General features: G+C 62.8%; 12 protein-coding genes and 1 pseudogene. 10 read left to right on the top strand and 3 right to left on the bottom strand.

Translation table 11 applies throughout. The features are described from left to right. The 8 genes and pseudogenes from PJL15_RS22205 to PJL15_RS22170 all read left to right on the top strand — a co-directional run. Positions 1-293, top strand: a pseudogene (locus PJL15_RS22205) (hypothetical protein); the annotation flags it as partial. Beyond that, positions 290-1,795 (top strand): SCO6880 family protein, encoded by a 1,506-nt coding sequence (locus PJL15_RS22200; protein WP_281453299.1) that lies wholly within the window; start codon positions 290-292, stop codon positions 1,793-1,795. The pseudogene PJL15_RS22205 and the gene PJL15_RS22200, both read left to right, overlap by 4 nt. After that, positions 1,795-3,336, top strand: a complete 1,542-nt coding sequence (locus PJL15_RS22195; RefSeq protein ID WP_281453298.1) for an ATP-binding protein — start codon at positions 1,795-1,797, stop codon at positions 3,334-3,336. The genes PJL15_RS22200 and PJL15_RS22195 overlap by 1 nt, the downstream gene beginning before the upstream one ends. 18 nt (positions 3,337-3,354) lie before the next feature. Beyond that, positions 3,355-3,777, top strand: coding sequence for a hypothetical protein (locus PJL15_RS22190; RefSeq protein ID WP_281453297.1), 423 nt, complete (start codon positions 3,355-3,357; stop codon positions 3,775-3,777). Next, positions 3,774-5,288: a type IV secretory system conjugative DNA transfer family protein gene (locus PJL15_RS22185; protein WP_281453296.1), complete on the top strand. Its 1,515-nt coding sequence runs from the start codon at positions 3,774-3,776 to the stop codon at positions 5,286-5,288. The genes PJL15_RS22190 and PJL15_RS22185 overlap by 4 nt, the downstream gene beginning before the upstream one ends. Beyond that, positions 5,285-6,019 carry a DUF4913 domain-containing protein gene (locus PJL15_RS22180; protein ID WP_281453295.1) on the top strand — a complete coding sequence of 245 codons (735 nt, stop codon included), beginning with the start codon at positions 5,285-5,287 and terminating at the stop codon, positions 6,017-6,019. Before PJL15_RS22185 ends, PJL15_RS22180 begins: the two co-directional genes overlap by 4 nt. Then, the gene (locus tag PJL15_RS22175; protein WP_281453294.1) at positions 6,016-7,380 is read left to right on the top strand and encodes a chromosome partitioning protein ParA; all 1,365 of its coding nucleotides are present in this window, start codon (positions 6,016-6,018) and stop codon (positions 7,378-7,380) included. Before PJL15_RS22180 ends, PJL15_RS22175 begins: the two co-directional genes overlap by 4 nt. Before the next feature lie 380 nt (positions 7,381-7,760). Then, positions 7,761-8,384 carry a nuclease-related domain-containing protein gene (locus PJL15_RS22170; protein ID WP_281453293.1) on the top strand — a complete coding sequence of 208 codons (624 nt, stop codon included), beginning with the start codon at positions 7,761-7,763 and terminating at the stop codon, positions 8,382-8,384. A gap of 531 nt (positions 8,385-8,915) precedes the next feature. On the opposite strand, the gene PJL15_RS22165 is transcribed toward PJL15_RS22170, so the two are convergent. The 3 genes from PJL15_RS22165 to PJL15_RS22155 form a co-directional block, all read right to left on the bottom strand. Further along, the gene (locus tag PJL15_RS22165) at positions 8,916-9,209 is read right to left on the bottom strand and encodes a hypothetical protein (RefSeq protein ID WP_281453292.1); all 294 of its coding nucleotides are present in this window, start codon (positions 9,207-9,209) and stop codon (positions 8,916-8,918) included. A gap of 182 nt (positions 9,210-9,391) precedes the next feature. Then, positions 9,392-9,589, bottom strand: coding sequence for a hypothetical protein (locus PJL15_RS22160; protein ID WP_281453291.1), 198 nt, complete (start codon positions 9,587-9,589; stop codon positions 9,392-9,394). A gap of 310 nt (positions 9,590-9,899) precedes the next feature. Next, positions 9,900-10,559: an RraA family protein gene (locus PJL15_RS22155; protein WP_281453290.1), complete on the bottom strand. Its 660-nt coding sequence runs from the start codon at positions 10,557-10,559 to the stop codon at positions 9,900-9,902. A 215-nt stretch (positions 10,560-10,774) separates the two neighbouring features. Here PJL15_RS22155 and PJL15_RS22150 point away from each other — a divergent pair, with 215 nt between their 5' ends. Next, positions 10,775-12,151 carry an MFS transporter gene (locus tag PJL15_RS22150; RefSeq protein WP_281453289.1) on the top strand — a complete coding sequence of 459 codons (1,377 nt, stop codon included), beginning with the start codon at positions 10,775-10,777 and terminating at the stop codon, positions 12,149-12,151. Positions 12,152-12,297: 146 nt separating this feature from the next. Continuing rightward, positions 12,298-12,900, top strand: a complete 603-nt coding sequence (locus PJL15_RS22145; RefSeq protein ID WP_281453288.1) for a TetR/AcrR family transcriptional regulator — start codon at positions 12,298-12,300, stop codon at positions 12,898-12,900. Positions 12,901-13,031: the final 131 nt, after the last annotated feature.

The raw sequence follows: 13,031 nt of genomic DNA, 5'->3' as shown, positions 1-13,031 counted from the left end.
GCCCCGGGCAGCCCGGCAAGGCCGACGGCCCTGGCAGCAGCCTGGCCGGTGGTGCCGACGGCAGCACAGCCTCTGCCGGCACCGGCTCCTCGGGTGCCGGTTACCACGCGAGTGGCAGAGCATCTACGGCCGGGGCAACCCAGGGCAGCGGCTCGACCGCCAGTGGCGCATCGGAAACCCGGGCGGGCAGCGGGAGCAAAGACGGGGCCGGGTTGGCGTGGCAGGCCGCCCAAGGAGCCATGGAAAACAGCGGTGGTAATCAAGGCGCGGCGGAAGGGATGGTTTCGGAATGAGCGAGAAACGGGCACGGGTCAAGTTTGGGAACTGGCTTTCAACGGCACCGGCAACGGTCGGGGGTCTGTCTTTGATCGGGTGGCTGTGCGTGGTCCTGTCGGTGATGTTGATGGTTCTCAGCTTCGTGCTGGGGAACTTCGGCGGCGGGTTCCTGGCGCTGCTGCTGGGCCTGTTGTTCACGATGATCTTCATCTGGCGGGTCGGTGAACTGGACGCCGGCCGCACGATCGCGGCACGGGTGCTGGAACGGGTGAGCCATGCCCGCCGCACGGCCATGGGCGAAGCCCAGTACCGCACCGGGGTCTTCTCTGCCCTGCCCGCCGGGCACTTATCGGCCCTCCCGGGGGCTCTGGCGAACGTCGAGGAGCTGGATGGGTTGGACGGAACCGGGCAGCCCTACACCCTGCTGCACCACAAGAGCGTCAAGCAGATCGCAGCCACCCTGACCTGCGTGCCCGACGGGATCGAGCTGCTGCCCCAGGACGTGGTCGACGCGCAGGTCTCAACGTTTGGGTCCTGGATCTCCGAGCTGTCCAAGGACACCGCCATCGCCGGTGCAACGATCACCGTCGACAGTGCGTACAGCTCCAAAGAGCCATTGGTGGCCAAGCTGAACAGCGAAGTCGCCCCGTGGGCGCCGGAGGTCGCCAAGCAGGCCTTCGCGCAGGCCACTGACCTGCTGCCCGACCGGTACACCCACACCTCCGTGCACGGCACGGTGGTGTGGAGCGTGAAAAACCTGGGCGAGAACGTGGAGGAAGCCGAAGCCGAGATCGCGGCCAAGCTCCCTCACCACCGCACCGAGCTGTACGGTGCAGGGGCCGGGATTCCGGTCACGGCCACCTCCGAGGATTTGGCGAAGGTCGTCCAGGTCGCCTACAACCCGCACCGGGCCGTCGAGCACGGCACCGACGAGCTCCTCGGCCAGGAGAACCCCCTGCGCGTGGTCGACGCCGGGCCGGAATACTTCGATGACTTCCAAAAGCGGGTCGCTTTCCACGACGGGGTTGCGTCCATGACGGCCATGATGACCGTCCCGCCCCGGATCCACATCACCGAACGGATCTTCAAAGGATTGTTCGCGCCGCAGGAAAAGTTCCTGCGCAAGCGGGTCACGGTGTTCTACCGGCCGCTGTCGACCGGGGAAGCCATCAAGAAGGCCGAACAGCTGCGTAATGCAACCAAGGTCTCGGCGACGGCGAAAAGCGCCGCGTCGGGCTTCGACAAGCAGAAGGTCATACTGGCGGAGAAAACCGAGAACGACCTGGTCGAGGGCGCGTCGATGACGGCCTTCACCCTGATGGTCACGGTGACGTTCGAACCCACCGACAAGGCCTACCGGGAAGCGACGCAGAAGCTGAAAAACCTCCTGGACGGCACCAATCTGGGATACCGGTTCGTGGACGTCGGTGTCTCGGCCGCGTTCCACTCGACGCTGCCGCTGGGAATCCTGCCCTGGTCGTACCGGGGCGTCGTCGACGTGGTTTCGGAGGGACTCTAATGGCAGTGAAAGACAAGACCCGGGCATCCTACCGGGCCCGGACGCTTGCCAAAACCATGAAAGGGTTCGCTGGCAGCTACGGCGGCCGCTGGTCCCAGGTCCCCAACCCGCCGCTGTGGTATTCCACCAGTGTCCAGGCGTGCGGGATCTACCCCTTCGTCGCCGGGTCGGCCCGGCCCACTGACGGCGCACCCCTGGGCCGGGACATGCTCTCCGGAGCGGCCGTGTGCATGGACCACGAATCCCTGTACCGGGCCTCGGTCATCACCTCCCCGTCGATGTTCCTGTACGGGATCAACGGGGTAGGAAAGTCATCCACGGCGCAGACGATCCTGCTCGGGCAGGCCGCCCGCGGCATCACCCCGGGCTTGTTCAACCCGATCAAGGTCAACGAGCACACCGCCCTGACCGAAGCGCTCGGCGGGACCGTGGCCCGGTTCGGTCCCGGCCAACCGGACCGGTTCAACCTGCTCTCCGCAGGTCCCTTGGGGGAAGCCGCCCGGAAGATCGGCGGCACCGTGGGCCGGGAACTGGACCTGCTCGCCCGGGACAAGTCCATCCAGCTGGTCCAGCTGCTCACCCGAACCTCCCGCGCCCTCCCGTTGGAGGACATCGAAGACACCGTGCTGGAACTGCTCGTGGACGACGCCCGGGAACGGAACCGCCGCCCGCACACCGCCCATCTCCTGCAGGCCTTCCAAACCCCCACGGACCGGACCCTGGGTAAGCTCGGGCTCCTCGATGTCGAAGCGTTCCACCGCCGCTTCGTCCGGCTGGGCGAGACCATCCGTTCGATGCTCTCCGGTGAACTCGGCCGGCTGCTCGGCGGTGAGGAGTCCGTGGAATTCGACGTCGGAAACCCCGGCGGTTTCTGCTTCGACACCGCCGGGATCCCCGAATCCAACACCCGCCTGCTGTCGGCTGCGATGCTCGCGTCCTGGTCGGTCGGGATGGACATCATCGACGCCCACTGGGAACTGGCCCAACACGAACAACGCCTCGCCGACGAAGCAGCCCACAACGGCGACGTGTATGAACCGGCGGTGCGGTGGCGGGGCTACAGCACCTTCATGGACGAGTTCTGGTACCCGTTGCGGGCCTGCGAAGGGATCGTGGACCGGGTCGACCGGCTCGGCCGGACCAACCGGTCCATCGGTGTCGCCGAGATGAAAGCCACGCACTCCCCGAAAGACCAGATGAGCCTGCGCAACCCCGAAGACCGGGAAAAAGCCCGCGGCCTGACCGAACGGTGCGGCCTGATAGCCATGATGGCCCTGACCGGTAAAGACCTCGAAACCCTCTCCGACATCCGGCCCATGACGACCGAAGAGATCGAGCTGGTCAAAGGCTTCAACGCCGCCCCGTCCTGGCACAAACCCAAAATCCGGGCACAGCGCGGCGGGAAACCGACCCCGCCCCCGGGCGCCGGGAAAGTCCTGTTCAAAGTCGAGGGCCGGGTCGGGATCCCGGTCCAGATGGTCCAAACCCCGGTACAGGCCACCCTGCACGTGACCGACACCCGGTTCCGCAAAACAAGCTAACGAACAAGGAGATCGACAATGGGTGCACCAACACGGGCACGCTGGCAGCGCCGGCGGGACCGTCCCGGTTTCATCACCGTCGGGGTCCTGGCCGGGCTCCTGCTCTCGGCCGTCCTCGGCCTGCCCGCCGGGGCGTGGTCGGCCACCGGCAGGACCATGACACCGGTGGAAGTCATCCAGGGCTTCATGAACCACGACCTGGACTTCACCGGCGCCTATATCGGAGCAGCCGGCGTCATTGCCCTCGTGCTGGCCATTGTCGTGGTCTTGTTCACGATCTGGTGGCGGAAGACCGCGGTGCGCGCGTCCTGGGTGGACGTCGCCGCACAGCATATGGCCTCCCCGAAGGAAGCAGCCTCCCTCTCGCGCAAAGCCGTGCTGGCCAAAGCCCGGGATCTCGGCGTGACCCAGAGCCCCGAAGTCAAAGGAGCCCGCAAATGAGTGCAACGTTCACCAAACCGATCGAAGAAAAAGTCGTTGTCCCCGTGGGGCAGATGTTCATCGGCCTGCCGCTGGGCCGGTCCGTGTACGGGGGCAAGGAACTCTGGGCCTCCCTCGAGGACGTGGGCGTGATCTTCGCCGGCCCCCGTACCGGCAAAAGCACCGCCTACGCCATCCCCTTCATCCTGGCCGCCCAAGGCCCCTGCCTGATCACCACGAACAAAAACGACCTGCACCACCACACGCGAGGCATCCGCGAGAGCATGGGCAGGGTGTTCGCGTTCGACCCCGAATCGATCGCCACCCAGGGCGATCAGGGCTGGCGGGTGGAGCTGCTCCGCGATGCCACCACCCCCAAGAAAGCCAAAGCACTGGCCGACGTGTTCGAAGCAGCCGAAGGATCCGGGGCGGCCGACGCGGCCGCGTCCAAAGGTATCGACTTCTTCCCCGAACGCGGCAAGACCCTGCTGCGCGGGCTGTTCCTGGCCGCGTCCGTCTCCCAAGGATGGACCGAAGACCCGAACAGCTACACCGGGCCGGCGTACTTCCTTCGTGACGTCCAGGCCTGGCTCGCAGCCCCGGAGGCTGAAAACCCGGTGCCCCTGCAGGTCCTGGACGCCACCGCCTACCGGGAAGTCGTGAACGAACTCGTCGGGATCTATAGCTCCGCACCGCAGGAACGCTCCGGCGTGTTCTCCACCGCCCAGTTGCTCGTCTCCTGCCTCACCGATGCGGCGATCATGGACTGGGTCAACCCTCGGCCTGGCGAAGAAGACGGTACCGGCAGGGTGCTGTTCGACCCGGTCAGGTTCATGGAAGGCACCAACACCCTCTACAGCCTCAGCACCGACGGGTACGGTTCTGCCAAGGCCCTGGTGACAGCGCTGACCCAGTCAGTGCTGGATGCCGCCACGAACAAAGCCAAAACCGAACCCGGCGGCCGGCTCGGGCTGCCCATGGTGTGCGTGCTCGACGAAGCCGCCAACGTCTGCCCCTGGCCCGAACTGCCCAAGCTCTACAGCCACTTCGGCTCCCGCGGCATCCTCGTCTGGACCATCCTGCAGTCCTACCCCCAAGGCGTAAGAGTCTGGGGCACCCACGGCATGGAAGCACTCATGACAGCGGCCAACCACCGCCTCTACGGCGGCGGGAACCTCCCCGGGCACCTGCTCGACCTGTTCTCCGCCGCCTGCGGGGACTACCACTACACCACCCCTGGTTCCCCTGCCAGCAAAGGCTCCCCAGCCGGTCCCCGGCACGAACACAAAGACCGGATCTTCGACACCTCCGAACTCACCGCCCTACCCCGCGGCCGCGCCGTCCTGCTCGCCTCCGGCAACCGGCCCGTGCTCGTCCGCACCGTGCCATGGATGGCAGGCCCGCACGCCGACGCCGTCAAAGCCTCCGTCGCCAAATACGACCCCAAAGCCGAGCAGACCCTGAGCGAAGAACTCACCGCCTACAAAGCATCGCTGGCCGACCCGAACCTCACCGCAGGCGCCGCGGTATGAGGTTCGATCTGGAAACCGGGGAACTCCTCACCCCCGACGAAGATGAGGAGAGAGCCGAACCCGTCGAGCCCGGGGGAGCAGCCACCGACGCCGAGGGCATCACGTTCGTTCCGGACGTGGACTTCACGCTCTGGGCCAAGGATGCCGCCGAACTCGCCACAGAACTACTCGGCCGGAAAATCACCACAGCCGGCTTCCGCCACCTGGTGCTCACCGGCCACGCGCCACTGCCGATCGAAGGCACCGAACAGTGGTCCCAAAAAGCGATCACCGAATGGACCGACAGTGAAAACGCCGCGGCCACCGGTGCAGATGAAGATGATGGCAGCGGTGCCGAGGACGCCAAGCCGGTGCACACCGACGTCTTCGACTTCTACGAACGCACCTACGCCGTCTACTACGAACTGCACGACACCACCCCGAACGCACTGCAACGGGAACGCCCGGTCATGTCCTGGTGCCACAGATGGTGGCTGCACCGCAGCGTCGTCGGCCGGCTCACGGCCGCCTGGTACGCGTGGGAAGCAGCCCACGCCGACGGCGGATCGGCCATCTCGGCATGGATCCTGGAACACGCTGACCGGCACTTCGACCGGATCATGGCCGAAGACGGCCCCTTGCGAATGTGCAAGCAACAACACACCGACTCCCTTGATGTTTACCCTGCCGAACCCGTCCCCGAGTCGTTGCGGCTCCCGGACACCGACGAAGATGAAGGAGAAACGCCATGACCAGCAAGAAAGAGACAGCGCCCAGCTGGCGAGAACTAGCCGTAGCTGCCGACGGGACCGTACACGTTGACCATCAGGCCTTGGCGGATCCAGGCAAGGACCCTTTCACCGCGGCGTTGGCCCTGTTCGCCGCGGCCGCGAAAGACACCGGCGAAGAGACCCTCGTACACAGCACCGACGAGGCCACCGGCACCAGCTCGTGGTTCTCCGTCGACGCCAACGGCTTGATGACCGTGGCCACCGCGCCCGAACAGCGCCCCGGCGCACCGTCACAGGCAAGAGCAGACACAGCCTGGACGCCTGCAGGGCGTGTTCGGGCCGAACAACCCGCCACCGTCTTACCGACCTCAGGCAGCACCGCCGCCGCTGCCACACCGGACGCGGAGCCCACGTCAGAACCCGTCACCCGCCGCAGCTTCAAAGAAACCTCGTTCCTGGTCAGCGCTCCCGTTCTCGAACCAGCCACGCAAGGGTGGCGCGGCACCCTCACCCGGCTGGGATTCCGCATGGACCCCTCGGCAACAGAACTCGCCGAACGCGACGACATCCGCGCCGTCAGCCGGCATTGGCCCGGCCCCCGCACCATCGCCGTCGTCAACCGCAAAGGCGGGGCAAACAAAACACCCACCGTCGTCATGCTCTCCGCCATCCTCGCCCGCTACAGCGGCGCGGCCACCGTCGCCTGGGACAACAACGAATCCCAAGGCACCCTCGGCTGGCGCACCGAAAAAGGCGGACACGACAACAGCGTCCTTGACCTCATCGACTCATCCCGGACACTGCTCTCACCCAGCGCCCAAGCCGCCGAAATCGCCCGATTCGTCCACCACCAGACCTCGGACAAGTTCGATGTCCTGCGCTCAGACGAGAACGACGAAGGAGACCACGAAGTCACTGCCGAAGAAGTCGACATCGCCCACCAAGTCCTCACCCGCTACTACCGGCTGATCGTCATGGACTCCGGCAATACCTCCCGGGCAGCCAACTGGCGGCAAATGATCCACCACACCAACCAACTCGTCGTCCCGGTCACCGCCATCGAAGACCGGGCCGAAGCCGCACGCCTGACCCTCCAAACACTCGAAGCCCGTGGCGGGCATGACGCCGAACTGGCACGCAACGCCGTTGTCATCATCTCCGAATCCACCGACGCCAAACGATCCATGAGCGGGGACGCACTCAAACGCGCTAAAGACGAAGCCCGCCGCATCGCCGAAGGCTTCGCCCCGCACGTCCGCGCCGTCGTCCGCATCCCCTACGACCCAGCCCTGATCAACGGCCCCATCCGCTACGACGCCCTCCAACCCGCCACGCAACGTGCTTGGCTCGCGGCCGCGGCCGCCGTCGCAGGAGGGCTCTGATCAGGTTCGAACTCAATAGTGCAACAAGCTGTTGCACTATGCCGATCGATAGAGTGGGGCCATGACCGATTCGCGCGCTGTCCTTGCCGCAGGGCTAAACTGATCTGCTCACCAACCTTAGAGAACGCGTACGGGCAGCGCGGGCGACAGCTCTTCGAACCGAAGCATACAGCTCACCGAGCTGTATGTTGCCATCGGCAGGACAGTGCTGGAGTGTCGGCAGGTCGGGCCATGGGGGCGCGGGGTCATGGGTCGCTTGGCTGACGACCTTCTGCGCGGGACCTGGAAAGAACCTAACCTCATTAGGGTCTGGTCTCGGCACAACCGTTCTGCCATCATGTCGCTCAAGCATCTGTAAGGCTTCAGGGCAGGGGGCGAGCGTGCCTGAGACCGCAACCGGGCCGGATGGCCCGGATCCGGCGTTGGCTGTGAGTTGGAGCCTGGAACAACGGATGCCGGGGCAGGGTGTCATCGAGCACCTGTTGGCGCTGCAGGGACAACAGCGGCCGCGGTCTTTCTTACACAGGATATTCGGCATAGATCCATTGGCGGCCGGGAGTCACTCGCGGTACAACGGCGCTCTCGGTGAAATCGCTATCGGACACCTTCTCACTGCCCTTGGCCCGGACTGGACTGTGCTGCATGCAGTTCCCGTAGGTGCCAAAACCGCCGACATCGACCATGTCCTCATCGGACCCTCAGGTGTCTTCACCATCAATACCAAGAACCACAGTGGCCAGAGTGTCTGGGTCGCAGGACACGTGATGATGGTCGCGGGCAGAAAACAACGTCACATAGAAAACGCACGGTACGAAGCCACCCGCACAGCGGGCCTGCTCGGACGTCAGGTCCGCGCCACTGTTCCAGTCGCCGCCGTCATCGTCATCCGGAACCCCATGACGTTGACAGTACGGGAACAACCCATCGGCGCAGTAGTCCTCACCGACCAGCAACTGATCTTACGAATGTTGAGCTGCAGGCCGTCTACAAGATCGGCCAAATGATCTCCAAATGTCTACATTTGGAACCTGTTATTGATAGTAATGACAAGACCTTCCTCACTGACGGATATATTGACATTCATTCTTCCGGAGAGCATAGCAAGGCAACCTTTGAGGGACATGTCGATGTACAGGTGAAGGGTCGAACGATAGCGGAAGGTGCTATGGCACCCCGAACATTCTCGATCAAAAAACTGATCTTTACGAGTATTTGAAGAACTGCGGGGTTCTCTATATTGCAGTATTCGTTAATCCTAGACCTGATAAAATCAGTACCAACATATATTCTGTTGAGCCCATTCAAGATTCAGCGCATCATTGACTCTATGGGTAGAAATAATCAGATCGCCGTGAAGGTGCCTTCGCTACCCACCGCCCCGATACCGTGAGTGGAGTCGTCCTTGACCCTTCGCCAATTCCCGCACTCCAATTCACGGGCTCCCACAGTGGAGTCTTGGGTGACTGCCGCGCTTCTGCGGGCAGCCGAAAAGCGGAGAACGTAACCTGCGGTGGCTTTCGAACCTACCCTACCGCCTAGTTGCTTGCGCTGACGGGGACAACAGGTATCGGTGAGCTCGAAAAAAGGTTGCTGGTGGTCATTCTGTATGCGAATGTCCCCTCGAGCATCTGGGGTTCGACGTAAATGAGGAATCCTTCTGTTTTCTCGTAGATCTTGCGTGGAAGGGTTCCCTCCGCGGTAATCCAAATCGCGGATCCATTGGGCATTGCCTCTTCCACGATTCCTCTGCGAACGACGAGTCCTTGATGACGGACTTCCACGAAGGCTCCCACCAAGACCTCCCACTCGCTATGTTTGTGCGTGTTCACGTGGGCGAAGCTTCTTTCTGTTAAGTACGTGATCGCCCGGATCCACGTGATCGAGCTTTTGCGGACTGCGCGGCCAATGCCGACATCGATTTCTTAACGGCGCACAAGAGCAGGTCAGCTCTCGCTCCGCGGCTGACTGCAGACCCAAGATCCGGGACATGGCCGGGGAAATCGGCGCGGGTTCAGCTCGCCCGATTCTCCGTCATGCTGTCCTTGCGCTGGACTGTCCGGGATGCGTCGGCGAGCGATGGGGCAGCTCCCGACGGCAATGCCAAAGCGCTCTTGTAGGCGCCATGGTGCCCGTGGACGGGCTTCATCTCCGTTGCAATGGCGATGCCGCGGTCCGAGTTACGGCTCTGAATAAGAGCTCGGCTTTTCATTGGTGCTCCATTTGAGGTTGGCCTGGTCGTTGTACGGTAAGGCTGTCGGTGCCAGGGGTGAGTGCTGGAAGAAGTTCGAACGCTATCGCCGGGTGCGAGTTCGTGAACTAGGGCCCAGACGAGAGGGCCGCCATTCAAGGCCGGCAGGATTTTTCCCTGCACTATGTAGCGGGACGGCTCGGGCTCATCCTCTGGTCGCCACCATCCGCTGACGGGAGCGTGGTGCCCGGTTTCTGCCTTTGTTCGTCCGGAATTATGGGAACACTCGTTGTCCCCCTCCAACGCCGTAAACAAGTTGCGGTTCGAACGGCTAGGCATTGGCGCTTGAGGACGGCACGGCAGAGTTACGGATTCGGGCACGAAGGTCAGATTCGAAAGAGTCAATCTGGCTGAGCCTGCCCAATACAGTCTCGACGCGGCCGGCAGGAATAACAGCGACCCCGTCGTCGTCTGCCGTGATGAGGTCCCCGGGATTGACGACGACACCACCGCAGGCGACGGGGATATGAATGGCCCCGGGCCCGTTCTTTGCTGGTCCGGCAGGTGAGACACCGCGGGCCCAAACGGGCAGTTGCAGTTCATGAATTCCTGCGCGGTCTCGGGTGAGCCCGTCAATGACAACCCCGGCGATGCCTGCCGCAAGACAGATTTCCGCCAGTAAGTCACCGAACACCGCGCGTGTGGTTCCGCCCAGCGCGTTGATGACCAGGACGTCGCCTGGCTCAGCGTCGTCGAGGGCACGGTGAATAGCAAGGTTGTCGCCTTCCCTGGTCAAAACGGTGAGTGCAGGTCCGATGCATGAGGCGCCTGTCCACTGTGATTCCAGACCAGAGTCCATGAGGCCTAAGCGGTCCATGGCGTCGCCGACATTGGCTACAGGGTATTGGGCCAACCCACGCAGGTCGCTGGTACCTGTCTTCAGGGGACGGGGATTCAGAACCAAAGAGTCGGTGGACGCTGTGATAAACATGGCAACCTTTCAACAAAACTAACTTACCAATTGGAAAGACGGTCTTAGTTTGGCCTACGCATGCCACCAGCGCAAGGGGTGCCGGAAAAATTACCCCTTGACGCAGGGGGTGGGGCGTGTCACACTCAAAGTGGAAAAAGAGTCCCACTTGGATATCTGATCTCATTTTTCCGGAAGGAATACCCACTCTCCGGCCTGTTCTTTGGAAGCAAACTATGACAACTTCTATGTCCCGCTCTGCGGTTGAGCACTCCACCATTCGGAAGATCACCTTCCGCTTCATCCCGGTCATCATCCTCGCCTACTTTGTGGCCTACATCGACCGGGTCAACATCGGCATGATTAAGCAGGCAATGTCGGCGGACATCGGCCTGACTGACGTGGCCTTCGGCCTGGCCAGCGGACTGATCTTCATCGGCCTTATCTTCTTCGAGATCCCAAGCAACAAGCTCGCCCACAAGGTCGGGCCTCGGCGCTGGATCGCCCGGATCATGGCTTCCTGGGGCGTCGTGGTCATGGCTGGTGCGCTCATCCAGATCCCCGAGCACCTCTACGTCATGCGCGTAGTCCTCGGCTTGGCTGAGGCAGGCATGGCACCGGCGGTGTTCCTGTTCCTTGCCCAGTGGTTCCCGCGCCAGTACCGGGCGCGGGCATTGAGCGCTTTCTACCTTTCAGTGCCGATCGCGATGGCATTCGGCAGCCCCCTGACGGGCTGGATTCTTGAAGTGACCCACAACCTGGTCGGCATCGATGGATGGCGTTGGGTCTTCCTTGTTGAGGGTTTCGCAGCCATCATCGTCGCGCCGGTAGTCTTGCGCCTGCTCTCCGACCATCCTTCCAAGGCAAAGTGGTTGACGGCTGAGGAACAGTCATGGCTGACCAACACCTTGGAGGAAGAAGGCCGCGGAGTTCCCGCCAGCGCCCCGCACTCGTTCCGCGGATCACTCGTGGACGGCAAGGTCTGGATCTTCGCCGTCACCTACCTGTTCCTAGGGTTCGGCGCAAATGCCCTTGTCTATTGGATGCCCACCATCGTCGGCTCAGCCACGAGGGGCCTTGGCCCCCTGCAGATCGGCCTTGTCTCAGCCATCCCGTTCGTTTGCGCTGCCTTCGGCATCTATCTCACAGGCCGGATCGCCGAGCGCACCCAGGCAAAGCGCTGGAACATTCTCTCACCGGTTCTCGTATCCGTTGCCGGCTTCGCTGCTGTTCTTGTTTTCGACGGAAACATCACCATGCAGATGGCCATGATCTCATTGGCCCTAGCCGGCGCGTTGGCTTCACAGCCTCAATTCTGGACCCTCCCCACGTCTTACCTCAGCGGCGCAGCAGCTGCCGGCGGCATCGCGCTTATCAACAGCGTGAACAACATCGGCGGATTCCTCGGCCCGTACTCGTTCGGCTGGTTGAAGGAGATCGGTGGCAACTCCACCATGCTTCCATTCATCGTCATCGCCGCCGCACAAGTCCTGGCAGCTGCCGGCGTCCTGATCGCATACCGCACGAAGTCGCGCCGCAGCGACCTGTCGCGCGAAAGGTCAGCTGCTGAGGCTGAAGTCCTCGCTGCCGACGCGACAGTGAACGCTAAGTAGGGTCGAAAAACTCAGGTTATCCTGACAAATGCCGGGGTCCGGGACGCCACAAAACGTCCTGGACCCCGACGCCGGGTTCTTGGGAGAATGCAATAGACAGAACCAGATCCGCCTCAACGGGCGGGCAGTCAAAGGAAGGTTTGGCCGTGCGTAGCGACACCCGTCGGAACATCAGCAGCCTGCTGGCAGCAGTCGGTGAAGAAATCGAGGTCAACGCCCAAGGAGTAACCCTTCAAAGCGTGGCTGCACGGGCCGGAGTCGCGAAGGCTACCGCTTACCGCTATTTCTCGTCCCTGGACGAATTGACGACCGCCTACACCGTTCAGAGCATGCAGCAGATGCGACAGTTCTCCACCGAAAGCACTCTGAAAGGCGAGGAGCTGTTCCGCTCCGTGCTGGGACAATGGGTGGCCATGGTCTTCGATCACGGCCACGTAATGGTTCAACTGCGTTCCCGGAAAGGGTATCTGGACCGATTTGACCACGGGGATCCCGTCATCGATGTCTCCCGCGAAATCTGGGAGCGACCCATGTCCGAGCTTTTGAGTGAGAAAGGTCTTTCCCAGTCATTGCTTCGCCACGCCTTGTTTCTGTGCAACATCTTCGTCGATCCACGTGAAGTCCTGGACCTCCGGAACAGCGAATCGATGACTGCAGAACAGATAGTGAGCGATCTCGATTCCACGATCCATGGGGCGGTCGTTGGCTGGCAACAGCCTAGCCCCAGAAATGGCGGCCCTAAGTGGTAAAGGGCGGGACTGCCCCGGCTTTTGTTGACTCGGGGTCTTAGGCCGCTGTGAGCGCGGTCCGGTTGATTGTTTCATATTCGATGGGCGTGAGCTTCCCCAGCCGTCGTTGCCGACGCCTGCGGTGGTAGGTC

It is taken from the genome of Paenarthrobacter nitroguajacolicus, assembly GCF_029952445.1.
GTDB classification, from domain to species: Bacteria; Actinomycetota; Actinomycetes; order Actinomycetales; family Micrococcaceae; genus Arthrobacter; species Arthrobacter nitroguajacolicus_B.
Note: the sequence above shows the minus strand (reverse complement) of the source record. Positions and strands in the feature narration are given on the sequence as shown.